The following is an 18,067-nucleotide window of genomic DNA, read 5'->3' on the forward strand; positions in this document are numbered from 1 at the left end:
GAACCCGGCCCGGGGGTCGCTACTCGGCTTCTGATTCGGCCGGGGCGCTGACCGCTTCCGGCCCTTGCTCGAGCAGCAGGCGGAAACCGTCCTCGTCGAGGATCGGGACACCCAGTTCTTCGGCCTTGGCCGCCTTGGAACCGGGCGAATCGCCGATCACGACGAACGCGGTCTTCTTCGACACCGAGCTCGCCGCCTTGCCGCCGCGGACCAGGATCGCCTCCTTGGCACCGTCGCGGGTGAAGGTCTGCAGCGAGCCGGTGACCACGATCGACAACCCCTCTAGGGTGCGTTCGATCGAGGCGTCGCGCTCGTCCTCCATGCGCACACCGGCGGCCCGCCACTTGTCGACGATGGCGCGATGCCAGTCGACGGTGAACCACTCCACCACGGCCGCGGCGATCGTCGGGCCCACACCGTCGGTCGACGAAAGTTCTTCCCCCGTCGCGGATTCGATGCGCTCGAGGCTGCCGAACTCGGCGGCCAGCGCGCGGGCGGCGGTCGGGCCGACGTGCCGGATGGACAACGCGACCAGCACCCGCCACAGCGGCCGGTCCTTCACCGCCTGCAGGTTTTCCAGCAGCCGCCTGCCGTTGGCGGACAAGCCGCCTTCCTTGTTGGTGAACAGCGGAACCGACAGCAGTTTCTGCTCGTCGAGATCGAACAGATCACCTTCGTCGGTGATGGCGCCGGAGCGCAGCAACGCGTCGGCCGCTTTGTCGCCGAGCGCCTCGATGTCGAAGGCGCCGCGCCCGGCGAGATGGAACACTCGCTCGCGCAGCTGAGCGGGGCAGAACTGCTGGTTGGGGCAGCGGATGTCGGCGTCGCCCTCTTTCGCGGGCGCCAGTTCGGTGCCGCAATTGGGACAGTGAGTGGGCATCACGAACTCGCGTTCGTCGCCGGTGCGGGCGTCGACCACCGGGCCGAGCACCTCGGGGATCACGTCACCGGCCTTGCGGATGGTGACAGTGTCGCCGATCAGCACACCCTTGCGCTTCACCTCCGAGGCGTTGTGCAGGGTGGCCATCGCGACCGTCGACCCCGCGATGGTGACGGGTTCCATCACGGCGAACGGGGTGACTCGCCCGGTGCGGCCGACGTTCACCTCGATGTTGAGCAGCGTGGTGGTCGCCTCTTCCGGTGGGTACTTGTAGGCGATGGCCCAGCGCGGGGCACGGGAGGTGGAGCCGAGCCGCCGCTGCAATGCCATCTCGTCGACCTTGATGACCTGCCCGTCGAGCTCGTGCTCGATGTCGTGGCGGTGCTCGCCCCAGTAGGCGACCCGTTCGATCACCGCGTCGACGCCCTGCACCAGCCGGGTGTGCTCCGACACCGGCAGTCCCCACGCGGCGAGTGCCTGATAGGCCTCGTGCATGGAGGTGGGGCGGTAACCGTCGATGCGGCCGAAGCCGTGGCAGATCATCCGCAGCCTGCGCTGGGCGGTGATCGCGGGGTTCTTCTGGCGCAGCGAGCCGGCGGCGGTATTGCGCGGGTTGGCGTAGGGCGGTTTGCCTTCCGCGACGATCTGGGCGTTGAGCGTCTGGAAATCCTCGAGGCGGAAGTACACCTCGCCGCGCACCTCGAGCAGTTCCGGGATGGGGAACTGTTCGGTGGCGGTGAGTTCGGTGGGGATGTCGTCGATGGTGCGGGCGTTGAGGGTGACGTCCTCGCCGGTTCGCCCGTCGCCGCGGGTGGCGGCGCGCACCAGTCTGCCGTTCTCGTACACCAGGTTCAGGGCCACGCCGTCGATCTTCACTTCGCACAGGTAGTGCAGGTCGGGACCGGTTTCGGCCTCCACTCGGGCAGCCCAGGCGCGCAGTTCGTCGAAGTCGAACACATTGTCCAGCGACAGCATGCGCTCGAGGTGGTCGACCGCGGTGAACTCGGTGGCGAATCCGCCGCCGACCAGCTGGGTCGGCGAATCGGGTGTGCGCAGATCGGGGTGCGCCTCCTCCATCGCCTGCAGTTCACGCAGGAGCGCGTCGAACTCGCCGTCGGTGATGATCGGCGAGTCCCGCACGTAGTAGCGGAACTGGTGCTCACGCACCTCGTCGGCCAACTGCTGCCACCGCACCCGCTGCTCGGGGGTGGCACCTTCGGCACTCACGGAAACCGCGCTGTCGCTCTCACTCACACCAAGCACATTAGTGGAGGCCACCGACACTTTCGGCGACCGTCCGGGCCCGTCGCCGACCCGTCTTCCACTGAGGTCCGAACCCCCGGATGCCGAAGCACCCCACCTGGCTACGCACCGGACAGGCGACCGCTACTCGACGTTCAACGACTCCGGTTCCTCGGCGAAAGCGCGCGCCACCTCGGTGCTGAGCGCGAGCGCACGGCGGGACCATTCGAGGGAGGCACCGGCCAGCCCACAGGCGGGGGTCACCAGGATCTGGGTGGCCAGGGTCGTGCGAGGGAAGCCGAGCCGGTCGACCAGGCGGACGGCGGGTTCGGCGATCTCGCGCCAGGTGATCGGCGCGGCCGGCTGCTCGGCCGGGGTGAGGCCGAGGGCGATCTTCTTACCCCGGTCGACGATGTCGCCGAGGGCGTCGAGGTCGGCGGTGCTGATGGTCGCGGCGTCGAAGGAGATGCCTGCGGCGGCGGTGCGGCCGATGGTGGCCAGGGCGGGACGAGATGCGCAGGTGTGCAACAGGACCGGCGCGTTCTGTGCCGCGATCACGGTGTCGAGAATGCGCAGGGCGTCGGGTTCGGGAAGCGCGCGAATGGTGTTGAGGATGCTCGGTCCCTGCAACGTACCTTCGAGCACCGTGGAGAGCTGCGGTTCGTCCAGCTGGATGACCACCTGGGCCCCCAACCGCCTGCGCAGCTCGTCCGCGTGCCGCGCCAAACCTTCGGCGAGAGACTCCGAAAGATCGCGCACCGCACCGGGATCGGTGAGAATCCGATGCCCACCGGGCAGTTCCACTTCGGCGGCCAGAGTGAGCGGTCCCGCCGACTGCAGCTTCACGACACGGCCGGTTCCGACCGAACCCGCTGTCTCCCAGGCTTCTTCGATCGCATCGAGATCGAACTGGAGCAGGTCACGTGCCCGGCGGGACACCGAGCCCGGGCGAGCGGCCAGCCGGTAACCGCGCGTGGTGGAATCGAAGCGCAGATCCACCAGCAGCGCCGACACCCGGCCGATCATGTCGGCGCCGATCCCGCGCTGCGGCAGTTCGACCAGGTGCGCGAGGTCGGGCAGTTCACCGATGATCGTCGCGGCGGCTTCCCTCGGATCGGTACCCGGCCACGACCCGATGCCCGTGGCGATGCCGCCGACGAGCAGGTCCGCGGGCGCGCTCTCCTCGGAGCTCTCGCTTCGCGACAATGTCACGTACACAACACCTTTCGTGTCGTCGAACGGCGCGCTCCTCAGGCGGAAGCGTCGGTGATCCCCGCGTCGACCACGGCACGATCGGTGCCGTTGATGGTGCCGCTGCCGACCACGGTGTCGCCACCGTCGGCATCGGGCAGGTAGAGCACGATGGCCTGACCCTTCGCGACGCCGCTGAGCGGTTCACGCAGCCGCGCGACCAGCCCGTCACCCACCGGTTCGACGACGGCGGGCGCGGTGCCACCGTGGGCGCGCACCTGCACCACACACTCGACCGGTTCGGTCGGGCGCACGCCGGAGGTCCAGATGGCGCGGTCGGCGGTGATGACGTCGACCTGCAGGTCTTCCACCGAACCGACCTTCACCGTGCCGGAATCGGGGTCGATCCCGGTGACGTAGCGAGGCTTGCCGTCGGCGGCGGTGTGGCTCAGGCCGAGGCCCTTGCGCTGACCGACGGTGAACCCGTGCACGCCTTCATGGGTGCCGAGCACGGTGCCGTCGGAATCGACGAGCGCACCGGGGCGGATGCCGATCTTGGCGCCGAGGAACGCCCGGGTGTCGCCGGAGGGGATGAAGCAGATGTCGTGACTGTCGGGCTTGTTCGCCACGGCGAGACCGCGCTCGGCCGCTTCCTCACGGATACGCGGCTTCGGGGTGTCGCCGACCGGGAACATGGCCCGGGACAGCTGCTCGGCGGTGAGGACCGCGAGCACATAGGACTGGTCCTTGTCGGCGTCGACCGCGCGGCGCAGCACACCGTCTTCGAGGCGGGCGTAGTGCCCGGTGACCACGGCGTCGAAGCCGAGGGCCTGCGCCCGGTCGGCCAGGGCGGAGAACTTGATCTTCTCGTTGCAGCGCAGGCACGGGTTCGGGGTCTCGCCCGCGGCGTAGGCGGCGACGAAATCGTCGATCACGTCTTCTTTGAAGCGGTCGGCGAAATCCCACACGTAGAACGGGATGCCGAGCACATCGGCGGCGCGCCGGGCGTCACCGGCGTCTTCCTTGGAGCAGCAGCCACGCGAGCCGGTGCGCAGGGTGCCCGGCGACGCCGACAGCGCCAGGTGCACCCCGACCACCTCGTGACCGGCGTCCACGGCCCGCGCCGCGGCCACCGCCGAATCGACTCCACCACTCATGGCGGCAAGTACTCGCATCAGGCACCTCCTCTAGCGCCGGCCAGACCCGCGGCCCTGGCCCTTTCGATGACCTGCGGCAGCACGGTCAGCAATGTGTCGATATCGGATTCGGTCGAGGTGTGGCCCAGTGAGAACCGCAGCGAACTGCGCGCCTGCCACGGCTCGACACCCATGGCGATCAGGACATGACTCGGCGAGGCCACCCCCGCGTTGCACGCCGATCCGGTCGAGCATTCGATACCGGCGGCGTCGAGCAGCATCAGCAGGGAGTCGCCCTCGCAACCGGGGAAGGTGAAGTGGGCGTTGCCGGGGAGTCTGCGGTCATCGGCCGGACCGTTGAGCACAGCGTCCGGTTCCAGCGCGAGTACACCGGCGATCAGCTTGTCTCGCAAGGCTTTCAGGCTGTGCACGGCCTCGACGGAGGCGGCGCGCAGGGCGGCGGCGAAGCCGATGGCGGCCGCCACGTCGGAGGTTCCCGAACGCAGGTCGCGTTCGTGCCCGCCACCGTGGATCAGCGGCACACAGGGCACCTGCCGACCGAGCAACAGCACGCCGATCCCGTGCGGACCCCCGACCTTGTGCCCCGCGACGCTCAGCGCGGCCAGCCCGCTCGCCCCGAAATCGACCGGAACCTGGGTCACCGCCTGGATCGCGTCGCTGTGCATCGGAATATCGAATTCCTGTGCGACGGCAGCCAATTCGGCGATCGGCTGGACGGTGCCGACCTCGTTGTTGGCCCACATCACGCTCACCAGCGCCACTTCGTCACCGTGCGCCTCGAGCACTTCGCGCAGCGCGTGCGGCGACACCACACCCTCGCCGTCGACGGGCAACCAGCTCACCTGCGCACCCTCGTGCTGCTCGAGCCACTCCACCGCGTCGAGCACCGCGTGATGCTCGACGGAGCTCACCACCAGCCGGGTCCGGCGCGGATCGGCAGCCCGCCGCCCCCAGAAAATCCCCTTGATCGCGAGATTGTCGCTCTCGGTGCCCCCGGAGGTGAAGATCACTTCCGACGGCCGCGCCCCCAACTCAGCGGCGATCGACTCCCGCGCCTCCTCGAGCGTCCGCCGCGCCGCCCGCCCCGACCCGTGCAGCGACGAGGCGTTCCCCACCATCCCCAAGGCAGCCGTCATCGCCTCGACAGCGGCAGGCAACATCGGAGTGGTCGCCGCATGATCGAGGTAGACCGTCTTGGGCGCACCCGAATAAGCCGACTTCATGACCGACAAAGCCTATACCACCGCTGACCTGGTCATCTTCGGGGTCCACCCCTGCTTCCTATGATTTTTCTACGATTCACCCAGGACTCTCAACACGTGTATCACCCAACTTCATTCCCGCTTCGGCGAAGAGCAGGCCAGGGAGACGGTCGAAACAGCTCGGTGCGAAACACCTGAGCCGGCAGACACCAGCGGTCCGGCGACTCGGCAGACAGATGAATACGAGATTCCGCGCGCGCAGATGCTTCTTGTACGGCCAGCAGCCGCCCGCGACGCATTCGCCCGCTGGGCCGGGGCGGGAGCGCAGCGGCCGACACCGGCCGCTAGGGGCGCCGCTACCGTGACAAACCCCATATTCCGCAGGACATGCCCGGGGCCGCCACTGGTGCGTGCACGGGGCTTGTTCGAGATCGCTGGACGCACCTGTCGTCCGTGTTCGTCACCATCCGGCCGCGGGAACCGTTCCACGATCTCGCGGCGCTACCTGGGATTGGCAGGCAGACGCTGCGGATCCTGGTTGCTGAGGGAGGCAGCGCTACACCCGCGCGCATCAAGGACCTCACCGGCGCGAAGAGCCTTTCGGGCGTGAAATCCGCACAGCGGCATGCGTTCCGGTCGATGCTGCCGCGGCCGCGGCAGCCTGGATGGCTCATCGAGAGGAAGCACCTCGACAACCGCCAAGAGGCCGCGATCGAGCGGTACTTTTGTCCGTGTGAACCTGCTGTCCTTGGTTCGCGAGGTACTTGACCAGATCGACAGAGAGCACCGGTGACAGTCCGGCCGACACCGAGCCGACTTCACGGAATACCCAGGGGGAGAACAGAACAATGACGGCTGACCCGACACCTTTCGGAGGCGGCAGTGGCGGCGGGCCTACCGGCCCCGACTGGCCGAAGATCAGCGGGATAGCCGCGGTCGTCGCAATCCCGATCGCGATCCTCGCGATCGTCGTGCAGTGCGCCACCAACTCGACTCCGGTGACCAACTCGCATCCCGCACCCCCGACCTCGTCGACCACGCCTCCTGGACAGGAGCTGTGTGACGGTCCGAATAATCTGCGAATCTGCGTGATGAAGGACCACTCCGGCAGTCTCAGCTATTGGGCCACCACGAATGTCTCGGACGACTGCACCATCACGATTGGTCTGTACGACGACGACAGCGACTACCTGGGGCCGGTGTTCGAGCCGACTAAGGAACCGTGTGAGCGGGCCCAGTCGTATCGCCCACCGGACCTGGGCGACCCGACCACGGGCCGCAGGTACCACTCCGAGCTGGCGGTGGAATGGAGCGACGGCAGAGTCGAGGTCTACAAGAGTCCAACTCTCGTGTGGTGATCCGACCGGCGGTGACATGGCCAGCCCTCTGAGCGCGATAGGCGGCATTCGCGGACGTTCATATCGGCTTTACCGGAGGCTGACGAGGAACGGGTCGAGTAGCTCGAGCAGGACTCTTGATCGGACCCAGAGCAGTCCACAACCCCCGACCGTCACCATCACCCGAAAACCCCTGGCTGCGATCGAACCGATCCCTCTAGCCTCACACCGGTGCAGCTCGAGATCAATGTCCACCGTGGACGGCTAGGACCGGACGAATACCGCTGCACCCTTCCGATGGTCAGCTGGATCAGCGCGGCCAAGGGATCTATCTGATCCGGTGGAGCTGAGGCTCAGCCGGCAAAGAGCAGCGGCGACCGCATGGTTCGACGCACGACATCGGTCCAGTTCGCCTGGAGGAAGTATTTCCAGATCTCGCCAATGAGGTCGCCGAGTGCTCAGCGGGAGAAACGGACGTTGTCTGCCGCAGCGCGTCCGAGCCGCTCACATCCCTTCGGCGAAGACCAGCCGCACGGTGACACCGGACTTCCGGACTTCACGAGCGGTGCGGTATTCCGGTGAGTCGTACCAGGCCCTGACCTGATCGAGATCGGGAAACTCGAGCACAACCACACGCCCCGGCCAGTCGCCCTCCCGAACCTCGGGCTTGGCGGCCACGAGATATCGGCCGCCGTACTGGCGAATCGAGGGCTCAGCCAGCTTCCAGTACGCCAAGCCAACCTGCTCGTCGTGAACATCGGCCTCGACTACGACGTAGGCTGCCATCCGTAACTCCTGTCGCCGCGCAGACGGATTCGATGTATCGATCGTGTTCTCGCCGAAGGTACTTCACGCGAGCAGACCGGCCGCGCAGGTGTCCTGAAATCGGCACGTGCGGACGTTCTCGACGCGCGGGCTGTGACTTGCTGAGCGCTAGCCGGCCTGGCGCGGACCAGTCGGGCGTCGAATACGTCAGCTCCAGCTGACCGGAATCACCGCTGGTACAGGTCGTGTTCCCCGCTAGTCGATCACGCACCGGCTCCTTCGCGTGCGATCTGGGCGGTGGCCTCGGCCTCGATCCGCTCGAACTGCTCGCCCATGCGTGCCGCGAGTGCCTGCGCGGCCGACAGCGGACGCACCATCACCATGAAGTCATCGATGCGGCCGTCGGCATCGAAGTGCAGGAAGTCGCAGCCGGTGATCTGCTTGCCATCCACACTCGCCTCGAAGACCAACGCGTGATCGCGACCGTCCGGGGACACGATCTCGCGGACATAGCGGAAGTCCTCGAATACGCGCATCACCGCGCGCAGAATGGCCGCGGTGATCGCCTTGCCCGGGTACGGCTTGAACGCCACCGGGCTGGTGAACACCACGTTCTCAGCGAGCGCGGCTTCGATCGCGGCCTCGTCGCGGGCCTCCACGGCTACTCGGAAGGGATGCATTCCGTCACCTCTCATAGTGAATTTTTTGAGTACGCTCCGTTTACGGTATCGAGGTTATACCCCTGAGTCCATCCACATATGGACAATTATTTGATTATTCGCCTGAACTGGTAAATTGTCGGGATGGCGCTACGGAACGCGGTATTGGCCGCCCTGCTCGACGGCGAGGCTTCCGGCTACGAGCTGGCCAAGACCTTCGACGCCTCGGTCGCGAACTTCTGGATGGCCACTCCCCAGCAGCTCTACAAGGAACTCGAGCGCATGGCGGCCGACGGGCTCATCGAGACCCGCGTGGTGCAGCAGGAACGCCGCCCCAACAAACGGCTGCACACCATCACCCCGGCCGGGCGTGCCGCACTGCACGAATTCATCGCCTCGGCGGCCAAGCCGACCGCGATCCGCGACGAGATGATGGTCAAGGTCCAGGGCATGGACGTCGAGGACACCGCGGCGGCGCGGGCGGCGATCACCGAGCGGATGGCATGGGCGAGAGCGAAACTGGCTCGCTACGAACGCCTTCGGAACAGACTGCTCGACGGCCGCAGCGAACAGGCCTACCTCGCCGAGGCCGAGCGCATCGGTCCCTATCTCACCCTGCTGCGCGGAATCTCCTTCGAACAGGAGAACATTCGCTGGGCGGAGTTCGCCTTGGCGGCGATCGATCGACGCGTCACCTCGAACATCTAGCGTCACGCACACGCCCGAGGTGGGAAATGGACGGCCGGTAATCGGGTGTGGTGGTGCTGGCACTACCACCCCGGGGCAGTAGGCGGGACCCGGTATTCGGGTGCGCGTGGCATGGGCAGGCGGGTTGTCGATTCCTAGGCTCGAAATCGTCGGAAACGCACCGATGATTTCCGGCTCGAACAGGAGAAAAGACACTGCTCATGAACCGATTTCGGTGGAACTCCGGCAAAGCGGGCCTTTCAGTTGTTGTGGTGGGTGCGGTGCTCGCGGTGGCCGCGTGCGGGGGTGGGACGTCGGTGGTGGCATCGGACGAGGTGGTGACGATGCCGCCGCCCGCGGTGGCCGCCGCGATGGACGCGGTGGTTCGCCAGGGATTCCCGGGTGTCCAGGTGGTGATCGACGGGCCCGGCGGACATCGGACGTTCAGTGCGGGCGTCGGTGATCTGGGCACCGGCACACCGTTCCCGGACGACGCGCGCGTCCGGATCGGGAGCAACACCAAGACCTATGTGACCACCGTGATCATGCAGTTGGTCGCCGAGGGCAAGGTCGACCTGGACGCGGCGATCGAGCGCTACTTGCCCGGGGTGGTGCGCGGCAGCGGCAACGACGGCAACCGGATCACCGTGCGGCAGGTGTTGCAGCACACCAGTGGGGTGCCCGACTACCTCGGTCGTGGCTCCGGCGACGGCATCACAGCCCAGAACTCCGAACAGCTCGACCCGGACGAGGAGGCGCTGCGGTGGCAGCACTTCGAGATGACCGAGCTGGTCCGGCGGGCGATGACGACACCACCGCAGTTCGAACCGGGCGCGAAATCGGTGTACACGAACACCAACTACCTGCTGGCCGGTCTGCTGATCGAGCGGGTGACGGGCAATCCGGCCGCCGACGAGATCGGGCGCCGGATCCTCGAGCCGCTCGGTCTGCGCGACACCTATGTGCCCGCTTCGCGCGAAACCGGCATCCGTGGCCCGCATGCCCGTGGCTACCACCGGGTCGACGGTGAGCCGGTCGATTTCACCGACTTCGACCCGTCCTGGGCCGCCACCGCCGGTGACATGGTCGCCACCGCGACCGACCTGAACCGCTTCTTCATCGCGTTGCTGTCCGGAAAGCTTTTGCCGCCCGCGCAATTGGCCGACATGCAGCGCACTGTGCCGTTCGACCGGATGCCGGGCGCGGACTACGGACTCGCTCTGATCCACCGGACCGCGCCGTGCGGTGCGCAGGTGTGGGGGCACGGCGGCAGCATTCCCGGCTTCGAGACCCGCAACGGTGTGACGGCCGAGGGCACCGCGGTGACCGTCACGGTCAACCAGTTGCCGACCACCGACGAAGAGGCCGACGCGGTGAACAGCGTGCTGGACGCCGCCCTGTGCGCCTCATGATCACCTGTCACCAAGGGCTGTGCGGCCGAACAACTTACGAGGAGAAACAGTGAAACGCGCGAAAGGGCTGACGGTCGCCGTGACCGGCCTGATGGCCTGTGCCGCCCTGATCGGCTGTGCCGGTCCCGAGGCGGAGGCGGGCCCACACACCGCGGTGCCGGACCGGTTCACCGGTCAGCAGCTCGAGTGGAAAGACTGCGGGGTTCCGAAACTGGACGAGGCGGGGGCGCAGTGCGCCGATGTCACGGTGCCGGTGAACTACGCCGACCCACAAGGTCCGACGCTGACGGTGGCGATCTCCCGGATCGCCGGTACCGACCCCCAGCGTGGCGTCATGCTGTCCAATTCCGGCGGTCCCGGTGGTGAAGGTCTGGACTTCATGGTCGATGTCGGCAAGGCGATGACGCCCGAGGTGCGGGCTCGTTACGACCTGATCGGGATGGACCCGCGTGGTGTCGGGCGATCGTCGGCTGTCGACTGCGAGTGGCCGGTCGGCTTCGGGTTGCATTCGGCGGGACTCGACGCGGTCGGCTTCGCGGAATCCGTTGCGATGCAAGGCGATCTGGCCGCCCGTTGTGCCGCGACCGAAGGGGCGCGGCTGCCCCACATCACCACCCGCAACACCGCACGGGACATGGACGTCATCCGCGGCCTTCTCGGCGCGGAGAAGATCAGTTACTTCGGCACCTCGTACGGCACCTACCTCGGTGCGGTGTACATGCAGATGTTCCCCGACCGCAGCGACCGGATGGTGCTCGACAGCGCGGCCGACCCGGACGAGTACGGGCCGGTCGGCATGATGCAGGCCATGGGCCCGCTCAACGAGGCCGCGTTCGACCTGTGGGCGGATTGGGTCGCGGTGCGCGACGCGGAATACCACTTCGGCACCAGCCGCGCCCAGGTTCGCGAGGCCGTTCGAGCGCTGATCGGACAGGCCGCCGTCACGCCGATCCGATTGGGCGAGTACGAGATCGACGAACACTGGCTGCCGGTGGTGTTGTTCGTCGGGTTGGACAGCCCCGACCAGTACGAGATGGTGGCCCGACAGATCCGGACCATCGCCGACGCCGCCGCGGGCAAACCCGCCCAGCCCGACGAGACACTGGATTCCACCCTCGGATTCGCCTTGAAGGCACGGCCGAAAGACAATTCGTCGCAGATGGCGATCATGTGCGGTGACGTGGCCACGCCGCGCGATCCCGAGTTCTACCGGCGCAATATCGAGGCCGCCCGCGCCACCCAGCCGCTGTTCGCCGGGTTCACCAACAACATCACTCCGTGCGCGTTCTGGGCGCCGCCCGTCGAACCGGCGACCGTGGTGCGCAACTCGGTGCCTGCCCTGATCGTGCAGTCCACCGGTGACACCAGGACCACCTACGACGGGGCGGTCGCCCTGCACGAGGATCTGAGCGCTTCCCGCATGGTCACCCTGCAGGATGTGCCGATCCACTGGATCTTCGGGCGATACCCGAACTCCTGCGTGTACTCGGCGGTGAACACCTACTTCCGCGACGGCACACTGCCCGCCGACGACATGACCTGTCGAGCCGACTGACCGGACCGTGTGCGGCCCTGAATCCCCCACGGGTTCAGGGCTTCACGCGTTCAAGTAGGCAAGCACGGCGAGAACCCGACGATGGCCGACGTCCTCGGCAGACAGCCCCAGCTTCGCGAAGATGCTCCGAATATGTTTGTGCACAGCGCCTTCGCTGACCACCAACCGCTCGGCGATGGTCGCGTTGTTGTGGCCCTCCGCCATCAGCGCGAGCACCTCGCGCTCGCGAGCGGTCAGCGCGGCCATCGGGTCGTCGGCCTTGCGGCGCACCAGGAGTTGGGAGATCACCTCGGGGTCCATGGCGGTGCCACCGGCCGCGACCCGGCGCAGCGAATCGAGGAAGCGATCGACCTTGCCGACCCGCTCCTTGAGCAGATAGCCGACACCGCCCATCCCGTCGCCGAGCAGTTCCGCGGCGTAGCTGTCCTCCACCCAGGACGACAGCACCAGCACGGGCAGTCCGGGGTGCAGTTTGCGTGCGCTGACGGCCGCGCGTAAGCCGTCGTCGGTGAATGTGGGCGGCAGGCGCACATCGACGACCACCGCGTCCGGGCGATCAGCCGCCACCGCCGTGAGGAAGTCGTCGGCGTTGTCCACGGCGGCGACCACCTCGATACCCGCGGTGCTCAGCAGCAGCACCAGCCCCTCGCGCAGCAGGGCATTGTCCTCGGCGATCATGACCCGCACGGCAACTCCACCCGCACTACAGTAGGGCCACCGGGTGGACTGGTCAGCGTCATCCGGCCGTCGAGTGCCTCGGCCCTGCGCCGGATTCCGGCCAGTCCGCCGTCGTAGGTTTCCACGGCGCCGCCCACGCCGTCGTCGCGGATCTCGATCGTCAACAGCTCGGGCGCACCGCCCAGCACCAACGAGATGCCCGTGGCACCGGAATGCTTGGTGGCGTTGGTGAGTGCCTCGGTGATGACGAAGTACGCCGCCGCCTCCACCGCGGCGGGTCGCCTGCCCACCTCGTGGAGGTCGAGCGTGCAGGGAATCGGGTTGCGGGCGGCCACCGCCGCGACGGCACTGGCCAGCCCGCGATCGGTGAGCACCGGCGGGTACACATTGCGCACCACATCACGCAGCTCGGCGAGCGCGGCCGTGGCGGTGTCCTGTGCCTTGCGCACGAGCTCGCGCGCGGTGTCCGGGTCCTGGTCGCGCAGCTGGTCGGCCAGTCCGAGCTGCATGATCACCGCCGCGAGGCGGGCCTGCGCGCCGTCGTGCAGGTCGCGTTCGATGCGGCGCAGCTCGGCGCCGTGCGCGTCGAGCGCGGCGGCGCGGGTGGCGGTGAGGGCCGCGACCCGGTCGGCCAGCAGGGCGCCCTCTGGCGGTTTCAGCAGGGCGCGGGTGGCCATCGCCTGCCAGCGCGCGGCGACGGGGAGTTGCAGGGTCACCAAGGCCACCGGGATCGCGAGGACGAAGCTCAGTATCGCCCTGGGCCACGAGTCGACCGTGAATCCGAAACTGGCGAACTCCTCCCCCGGCGGCATCAGCTGCCAGAATGCGGGGATCGTCAGCTGGATGAGGGTGCTGAGCGGGAGGGCGAGGGCGAATACGGCGAGGTAGAGGCCGGTCAGCGCGTGGGCGACCAGCCAGCCGAAGTCCCGGCGGTTCGCCGGATCGGTGAACACCGTCGCGACTCGCTGCCGCAGGCCACCGGTGAACGGCTGATAGGCCCGCACCGCGGGTTCATCGAGGTAGCGTGCCGCTCGGCGCCGATCGAACGACACCAACGGGCGGACCAGCCGAACAGCCTCGGGCAGTGCCGGTATCCCGACCCCGATCAGGCAGAAGGCGCCGACGAGCAGCAGGCCGACCACCGCGAACAGCGCGAGCAGAGCGGTGACGCCACCGACCGCCAGGTACCAGACAGCGCCCGGCAACCGCCGTGCTTTGTCTCGCGCCGAGCGCAGGGCCTTCATCACCTCGCCATGCTGTCAGAACAGGACGCGACCGTGCCGGGCCGGTGCGCCGTCGGCATCGACTCCGAACCCTTGACCCCAAGTCGAGTTGAGGTCTTAACGTGACGTTCGTCGATCACCACGCGAGAGGACATGTTCATGATTCTGGTTACCGGGGCCACCGGAAATATCGGCGGCCCGTTGCTGAAAGAGTTGCGGGCGTTCAGCTCCGAGCCGATCAGGGCACTCACCCGTGATCTCGCCGGCGCTGCCTTCCCGGCGGGGGTCGAGGCGGTCGAGGGCGACCTGGCCGACCCCGCCTCGGTGGCGACGGCGCTGGAGGGGGTGCGGTCGATGTTCCTCGTGCCGGGGATCGGGCCGGACGCCGAGATCATCGATCGCGCCCGTCGAGCCGGTGTCGAGCATGTGGTTCTGGTGTCGTCGATCACCGTGGAGACCCACCCTCACCTCGGTCCCGCAGTCGACAAGGCGTCGGTGGAGAAGATTCTCGAGGCCAGTGGGATGGATTGGACGATCCTGCGGCCGACGCAGTTCGCGTCCAATGCGCTCATGTGGGCGCCGACCATCCAGGCGGGGCAGCCCGTCCAGCTGCCCTACGCCGACGTCGGGCTCCCCACGATTCATCCCGCCGATATCGCCTCGGTGGTCCGGGTCGCGCTGACCGAACCCGGGCACCGAGGGCAACGGTATGCGCTCACCGGTCCCGCACCGGTGAGCGCGCGTCAGCAGGTGACGACCATCGCCGGGCTGCTGCACCGCGACGTCGAGGTCACCGAGATCACCCGCGAGGAAGCCCGGGCAGGGATGGTCGCGGTCTTCGGGGAGGACGCCGCCGATGCCGTCCTGGATGTGACGGGTGGCGATGTCGACGACGCGCTGCTGCGGGTGCGTGACACCGTCACGCGGGTGACGGGGTCGACGGCCAGGACCTTCGAGCAGTGGGCCGAGGAGAACATCGAGTCCTTCCGGTGAGGGTCACCGGTTGGGGAACGAACCGACGAGTCCGCCGTCGATGACGAGGTCCTGCCCGGTGATGTAGGAGGCGTCATCGGAAGCCAGAAAAGCCACCGCCGCAGCGACTTCCGCGCCGTGACCGACCGCGCCCAGCGGTACCTGTGCGGCGTTGCGTGCGTCGGCCTCCGGATCGGTGGTGGCGTCGCGGTACATCTGCGTGTCGATGAAGCCGGGACTCACCGAGTTGACGCGGATACCGCGCGGCGCGAGATCCGAGCCGAGGGTGCGGGCCAGGTTGTGGACCGCGGCCTTGGTCGCGGAGTACACCGAGGCGACCGGTAGGCCGCGGTACAGCGTCCACGAGGCATTGAGGACGATCGCGGAACCCTCCCTCAGGAGCGGGAGGGCCTTCTGCACGGTGAAGAACACGCCCTTGAAGTTGATGTCGACGGACTGGTCGACGTCGGCCTCGGTGAGCTCCGAGGTGGGTTTGAATATTCCGGTACCGGCGTTGGCGAAGACGGCGTCGAGGTGGCCGCGCCAGCGCTGGATGGAGCGCATCAGGGCATCGAGGTCGTCGAGGTTCGCCACGTCGGCGCGAACAGTCAGCACCCGTTGGCCCGCATCGAGTTCGGCTGCGGCACTGCGCAATCGGGCATCGTCACGTCCCGTGACGACGACATAGGCGCCTTCGTCTAGAAGGCGACGCGCGGTGGCCAGGCCCATGCCCGAGGTACCGCCGGTGATGAGAACGGTGCGGTTGGCAAAACGATTCATACCGACGATCCTGTGGGCGGCTCCGGTGTTTCAGCAGTGCCGGACGAACATGGGTCTGCCACCACCACCCACGGCCGGCCGACGTTCATGGCTTCCCGAACTATCGCGCGGCCGCCCCGAGCAAACTGTCCAACCGCAGTTGTGTCGGGGTGTCGGCGGCCGGGGTGTGCAGCAGCAGGCGATGGCCGGGCAGGTCGGGCAACAGCAAAGTGGTGTAGTCGAAGACGAGTTCACCGGCCTCCGGGTGCAGGAGCACCTTCCTGCCCGAACACCACCTCGGCCGCACGGTTGACCACCACCAGATTCCAATGCCGATCCAGTAGGTACGCCGGGCGCGGCAGCCAGGAATCGATGACCTGGCGCAAACCTTCCGGAACCGGGCGCGCCGACGGCGCCTGCCGGGGTGGATTGAGCCCGGCCAGCAGGTAGAGATGTTCCCGCTCGACCGAGTCCAACCGAAGCACCCGGCCGATCGCGTTCAGCACCTCACCGGACACGTTGATGTCCCGCCCCTGCTCGAGCCAGGTGTACCAAGACACCCCGACCCCGGCGAGCACCGCGACCTCCTCGCGACGCAAGCCAGGAGTGCGTCGGCTCCGAGCTTCGCCTACGGCCAAACCGGCATCCTCGGGGCTCACTCGGGCCCGCCGAGATCGCAAGAACTCCTTCATCTCGGCGCTCCGTCTGGCCCGGGCTTGCGCGGACAGCTTGGTCGAACTCATGGCGATGATGGTATGCACCGCGCGATCGCGGATTCGGTGCGGCGATGCACCCTACGATGAACCGCATGGCAGTCAGCATGAGCAATGTCGGCATCGTCGTCGAGGATCTCGGGGTGGCGATCGAGTTCTTCCAGGAGCTCGGTCTGGAGCTCGAGGGGCGGGCCGTGGTGGCTGGCGAGTGGGCCGGGCGGGTGACCGGGCTCGGGGACCAGCGGGTCGAGATCGCCATGATGCGGACGCCGGATGGGCACAGTCGGCTCGAACTCTCGCGCTTTCTCGCGCCCGAGGTGGTCGCCGATCACCGCACGGCGCCGGTGAACGCGCTGGGCTATCTGCGGGTCATGTTCCAGGTGGACGACCTCGACGACACCCTCGAACGCTTGCGCGAGCACGGTGCGCGGGTGGTCGACGAGGTGGTGCGGTACGAGGATGTCTATCGGCTCTGCTACGTGCGCGGTCCCGAAGGGTTGCTGATCGGGCTGGCCGAAGAATTGGGGTAGGCCTGCGATGAGTTCCGCCGGATCTGCTCGCGAAGAATATCGCCGTGGCCTGCGTGTCTGGCGAACTCCTCGATCATGGCGAGCAGTGTCCAGCGCATGCTGACCCTCCCCTCGCCGGGGATGTCGAGGGTGTCGTCGAGGTCGAAGCGGGCGGCGATGTCGCGGGAGCGGCGACTCGCGCGTTCGAACTCGGCGATGACGTCGTCCAGCGATTCGTCGTCGGACACGGCGAACGTACCTTCGTCGCGGCGGGAGTAGCCGTCGCATTCGGACTCCGCGAGCCCGGCCCAGAACCGCTGAAACCAGATCCGTTCCGCACCCGCGGCGTGCTTGAGGAGCGAGATCGGTGTGGTGAGCGATGGGACGAGACGTCGGCGCGCGTCGGTTTCCGACAACCCGCGCGCGGTGTCGATGAGCGCTTCGCGGTTGCGGTCGAGCATATTCTCGAGGAGCATCCGCTCCCCGCCATCGGTAATCCGTTCGGTCTTCATCTCTTTCACTCCATTTCCGTTGTGCCAGAATGCGCGGATGGCCATCAAGTTCGATGCTGTCGACGCCGCGTTGCTCGCCGAGCTGGCGCGGGACCCCCGGGCGCCGATTCTCGAGCTGGCGCAGCGGCTCGGGATCGCGCGGAACACGGTGCAGGCGCGGATGAAGCGGCTCGAGTCCTCGGGGGCGGTGCGGGGGTATCCGCCGGATATCGATGTGGCGGCGATCGGGTTCGCGGTGCACGCGTTTCTCGGAATCGAGCTCGATCAGAACAAGATGGACCCGATCATCGAGCGGTTGCGCGACTTCCCGCATGTGCTCGAGGTGCACGCGACGACCGGTCGCGCCGATCTGCTGGTCCGGGTGGCCGCGCGCTCACAGCAGGATCTGCTGGAGATCATTCAGCGGGTGCACGCCATCGACGGGGTCAACCATACCGAGACGATGCTCGCGCTGGCTACACCGATCGGGTATCGGAGCCTGCCGCTGGTCGAGGATCTGACCGCACGTCGATCCGACGACGATGTGAGCTAGGTCTCTCGGCTCGAGCAGATTGACTCATCCGCATCAGTGTCCTAGATCACTTTTGAGCAGTCTGATCAACTTTTCGTGTGAC

General features: G+C 67.5%; 19 protein-coding genes. 7 read left to right on the forward strand and 12 right to left on the reverse strand.

The features are described 5' to 3' along the window. Window positions 1-19: 19 nt before the first annotated feature. The 4 genes from ligA to ACSVDM_RS25650 all read right to left on the reverse strand — a co-directional run bounded on the left by ligA (window position 20) and on the right by ACSVDM_RS25650 (window position 5,693). Window positions 20-2,134: an NAD-dependent DNA ligase LigA gene (gene ligA / locus ACSVDM_RS25635; RefSeq protein ID WP_439268410.1), complete on the reverse strand. Its 2,115-nt coding sequence runs from the start codon at window positions 2,132-2,134 to the stop codon at window positions 20-22. Between the two features lie 132 nt (window positions 2,135-2,266). Then, complete coding sequence (locus ACSVDM_RS25640) at window positions 2,267-3,334, reverse strand: methionine synthase (protein ID WP_439268411.1); 1,068 nt, start codon at window positions 3,332-3,334, stop codon at window positions 2,267-2,269. A gap of 38 nt (window positions 3,335-3,372) precedes the next feature. Next, a complete protein-coding gene (mnmA, locus tag ACSVDM_RS25645) occupies window positions 3,373-4,488 on the reverse strand; it encodes a tRNA 2-thiouridine(34) synthase MnmA (RefSeq protein WP_439268412.1) in 1,116 nt (371 codons plus the stop codon). Further along, window positions 4,488-5,693, reverse strand: coding sequence for a cysteine desulfurase family protein (locus ACSVDM_RS25650; RefSeq protein ID WP_439268413.1), 1,206 nt, complete (start codon window positions 5,691-5,693; stop codon window positions 4,488-4,490). The genes mnmA and ACSVDM_RS25650 overlap by 1 nt, the downstream gene beginning before the upstream one ends. An 827-nt stretch (window positions 5,694-6,520) precedes the next feature. Between ACSVDM_RS25650 and ACSVDM_RS25655 the strand changes: the two genes are divergently transcribed. Next, on the forward strand, window positions 6,521-7,030 hold the full coding sequence (locus ACSVDM_RS25655) for a hypothetical protein (RefSeq protein WP_439268414.1): 510 nt from the start codon (window positions 6,521-6,523) through the stop codon (window positions 7,028-7,030). 483 nt (window positions 7,031-7,513) lie between these two features. Here ACSVDM_RS25655 and ACSVDM_RS25660 read toward each other — a convergent pair whose 3' ends face one another. Then, window positions 7,514-7,795, reverse strand: coding sequence for a DUF1330 domain-containing protein (locus tag ACSVDM_RS25660; RefSeq protein WP_439268415.1), 282 nt, complete (start codon window positions 7,793-7,795; stop codon window positions 7,514-7,516). A gap of 242 nt (window positions 7,796-8,037) precedes the next feature. After that, window positions 8,038-8,454, reverse strand: a complete 417-nt coding sequence (locus ACSVDM_RS25665; protein ID WP_439268416.1) for a nuclear transport factor 2 family protein — start codon at window positions 8,452-8,454, stop codon at window positions 8,038-8,040. Window positions 8,455-8,577: 123 nt separating this feature from the next. Between ACSVDM_RS25665 and ACSVDM_RS25670 the strand changes: the two genes are divergently transcribed. From ACSVDM_RS25670 to ACSVDM_RS25680, 3 genes are all read left to right on the forward strand, one after another. Then, the gene (locus ACSVDM_RS25670) at window positions 8,578-9,141 is read left to right on the forward strand and encodes a PadR family transcriptional regulator (protein ID WP_439268417.1); all 564 of its coding nucleotides are present in this window, start codon (window positions 8,578-8,580) and stop codon (window positions 9,139-9,141) included. 200 nt (window positions 9,142-9,341) lie between these two features. Then, a complete protein-coding gene (locus tag ACSVDM_RS25675; protein ID WP_439268418.1) occupies window positions 9,342-10,532 on the forward strand; it encodes a serine hydrolase domain-containing protein in 1,191 nt (396 codons plus the stop codon). 49 nt (window positions 10,533-10,581) lie between these two features. Then, window positions 10,582-12,087: an alpha/beta fold hydrolase gene (locus tag ACSVDM_RS25680; protein ID WP_439268419.1), complete on the forward strand. Its 1,506-nt coding sequence runs from the start codon at window positions 10,582-10,584 to the stop codon at window positions 12,085-12,087. 42 nt (window positions 12,088-12,129) lie between these two features. Here the strand turns inward: ACSVDM_RS25680 and ACSVDM_RS25685 are convergent, their stop codons facing one another. Both ACSVDM_RS25685 and ACSVDM_RS25690 read right to left on the reverse strand, forming a co-directional pair. Then, the gene (locus ACSVDM_RS25685; RefSeq protein WP_067493207.1) at window positions 12,130-12,774 is read right to left on the reverse strand and encodes a response regulator; all 645 of its coding nucleotides are present in this window, start codon (window positions 12,772-12,774) and stop codon (window positions 12,130-12,132) included. Beyond that, a complete protein-coding gene (locus tag ACSVDM_RS25690) occupies window positions 12,762-14,009 on the reverse strand; it encodes a sensor histidine kinase (protein WP_439268443.1) in 1,248 nt (415 codons plus the stop codon). The genes ACSVDM_RS25685 and ACSVDM_RS25690 overlap by 13 nt, the downstream gene beginning before the upstream one ends. 138 nt (window positions 14,010-14,147) lie before the next feature. On the opposite strand from ACSVDM_RS25690, the gene ACSVDM_RS25695 reads away from it, so the two are divergent. Next, window positions 14,148-14,981: an SDR family oxidoreductase gene (locus ACSVDM_RS25695; RefSeq protein WP_439268420.1), complete on the forward strand. Its 834-nt coding sequence runs from the start codon at window positions 14,148-14,150 to the stop codon at window positions 14,979-14,981. 3 nt (window positions 14,982-14,984) lie between these two features. Here ACSVDM_RS25695 and ACSVDM_RS25700 read toward each other — a convergent pair whose 3' ends face one another. The 3 genes from ACSVDM_RS25700 to ACSVDM_RS25710 form a co-directional block, all read right to left on the reverse strand. Then, window positions 14,985-15,740 (reverse strand): SDR family NAD(P)-dependent oxidoreductase, encoded by a 756-nt coding sequence (locus ACSVDM_RS25700; protein WP_357395539.1) that lies wholly within the window; start codon window positions 15,738-15,740, stop codon window positions 14,985-14,987. Window positions 15,741-15,840: 100 nt separating this feature from the next. Continuing rightward, window positions 15,841-15,996 (reverse strand): MmyB family transcriptional regulator, encoded by a 156-nt coding sequence (locus ACSVDM_RS25705; protein ID WP_439268421.1) that lies wholly within the window; start codon window positions 15,994-15,996, stop codon window positions 15,841-15,843. After that, a complete protein-coding gene (locus ACSVDM_RS25710; protein WP_439268422.1) occupies window positions 15,971-16,462 on the reverse strand; it encodes a helix-turn-helix domain-containing protein in 492 nt (163 codons plus the stop codon). The genes ACSVDM_RS25705 and ACSVDM_RS25710 overlap by 26 nt, the downstream gene beginning before the upstream one ends. A 65-nt stretch (window positions 16,463-16,527) precedes the next feature. Between ACSVDM_RS25710 and ACSVDM_RS25715 the strand changes: the two genes are divergently transcribed. After that, entirely contained in the window at window positions 16,528-16,962 is a 435-nt protein-coding gene (locus tag ACSVDM_RS25715; RefSeq protein ID WP_439268423.1) for a VOC family protein, read from the forward strand. On the opposite strand, the gene ACSVDM_RS25720 is transcribed toward ACSVDM_RS25715, so the two are convergent. Continuing rightward, the gene (locus tag ACSVDM_RS25720; RefSeq protein WP_439268424.1) at window positions 16,908-17,453 is read right to left on the reverse strand and encodes a DinB family protein; all 546 of its coding nucleotides are present in this window, start codon (window positions 17,451-17,453) and stop codon (window positions 16,908-16,910) included. The two genes, ACSVDM_RS25715 and ACSVDM_RS25720, sit on opposite strands and share 55 nt — an antisense overlap. Window positions 17,454-17,490: 37 nt before the next feature. Here ACSVDM_RS25720 and ACSVDM_RS25725 point away from each other — a divergent pair, with 37 nt between their 5' ends. Further along, window positions 17,491-17,985 carry an Lrp/AsnC family transcriptional regulator gene (locus tag ACSVDM_RS25725; protein ID WP_067493199.1) on the forward strand — a complete coding sequence of 165 codons (495 nt, stop codon included), beginning with the start codon at window positions 17,491-17,493 and terminating at the stop codon, window positions 17,983-17,985. Window positions 17,986-18,067 lie beyond the last annotated feature (82 nt).

This window comes from Nocardia sp. JW2, assembly GCF_051843015.1.
Taxonomy (GTDB): domain Bacteria; phylum Actinomycetota; class Actinomycetes; order Mycobacteriales; family Mycobacteriaceae; genus Nocardia; species Nocardia coubleae.

Bases quoted from the DNA above. Each gene is read 5' to 3' on its own strand.
- ACSVDM_RS25670 (WP_439268417.1), top strand. From the start codon at position 8,578: ATGGCGCTACGGAACGCGGTATTGGCCGCCCTGCTCGACGGCGAGGCT.
- ACSVDM_RS25695 (WP_439268420.1), top strand. From the start codon at position 14,148: ATGATTCTGGTTACCGGGGCCACCGGAAATATCGGCGGCCCGTTGCTG.
- ACSVDM_RS25725 (WP_067493199.1), top strand. From the start codon at position 17,491: ATGGCCATCAAGTTCGATGCTGTCGACGCCGCGTTGCTCGCCGAGCTG.
- ACSVDM_RS25660 (WP_439268415.1), bottom strand. From the start codon at position 7,795: ATGGCAGCCTACGTCGTAGTCGAGGCCGATGTTCACGACGAGCAGGTT.
- ACSVDM_RS25720 (WP_439268424.1), bottom strand. From the start codon at position 17,453: ATGAAGACCGAACGGATTACCGATGGCGGGGAGCGGATGCTCCTCGAG.
- ACSVDM_RS25650 (WP_439268413.1), bottom strand. From the start codon at position 5,693: ATGAAGTCGGCTTATTCGGGTGCGCCCAAGACGGTCTACCTCGATCAT.
- ACSVDM_RS25715 (WP_439268423.1), top strand. From the start codon at position 16,528: ATGGCAGTCAGCATGAGCAATGTCGGCATCGTCGTCGAGGATCTCGGG.
- ACSVDM_RS25655 (WP_439268414.1), top strand. From the start codon at position 6,521: ATGACGGCTGACCCGACACCTTTCGGAGGCGGCAGTGGCGGCGGGCCT.
- ACSVDM_RS25665 (WP_439268416.1), bottom strand. From the start codon at position 8,454: ATGCATCCCTTCCGAGTAGCCGTGGAGGCCCGCGACGAGGCCGCGATC.
- ACSVDM_RS25675 (WP_439268418.1), top strand. From the start codon at position 9,342: ATGAACCGATTTCGGTGGAACTCCGGCAAAGCGGGCCTTTCAGTTGTT.
- mnmA (WP_439268412.1), bottom strand. From the start codon at position 4,488: ATGCGAGTACTTGCCGCCATGAGTGGTGGAGTCGATTCGGCGGTGGCC.
- ACSVDM_RS25700 (WP_357395539.1), bottom strand. From the start codon at position 15,740: ATGAATCGTTTTGCCAACCGCACCGTTCTCATCACCGGCGGTACCTCG.
- ACSVDM_RS25710 (WP_439268422.1), bottom strand. From the start codon at position 16,462: ATGAGTTCGACCAAGCTGTCCGCGCAAGCCCGGGCCAGACGGAGCGCC.
- ACSVDM_RS25690 (WP_439268443.1), bottom strand. From the start codon at position 14,009: ATGAAGGCCCTGCGCTCGGCGCGAGACAAAGCACGGCGGTTGCCGGGC.